The 303-nt window shown below is 67.7% G+C and carries 1 protein-coding gene; it reads left to right on the top strand.

Features of this window, described 5'->3' with window-relative positions; all coding sequences use genetic code 11:
• Positions 1-145: 145 nt before the first annotated feature.
• Positions 146-303, top strand: a 158-nt coding sequence (locus EXE45_RS18690; protein ID WP_137695184.1) for an ATP-binding cassette domain-containing protein, incomplete at its 3' end; no start/stop codon positions are given.

The raw sequence follows: 303 nt of genomic DNA, 5'->3' as shown, positions 1-303 counted from the left end.
CGTCGTCGGCGAGGACACCACCGGCCCCGAGCTGGGCCGCATCGAGGAGACGCTCGCCTTCATCGACTGAGCCGACCCGCGCTCCGTTCTCCTCCGTTCCGGTCGCACTCCCACATTTAAGAGCCGCAGCCGTGTTGCGGTCGGTATGCCCGCTATCGAGTGCCGCGGCCTCTCCAAGTACTACGGCGACGTCCGGGGGATCGAAGACGTGTCCTTCGCCGTCGAGGACGGCGAGGTGTTCGGTTTCCTCGGCCCGAACGGGGCGGGGAAGACGACCGCGATCCGCACCATGCTGGGGTTCCT

This window comes from Halorubrum sp. SP9 (genome assembly GCF_005435015.1).
Classification (GTDB): Archaea; Halobacteriota; Halobacteria; order Halobacteriales; family Haloferacaceae; genus Halorubrum; species Halorubrum sodomense.
This window is presented reverse-complemented; position numbering and strand designations above follow the sequence as displayed.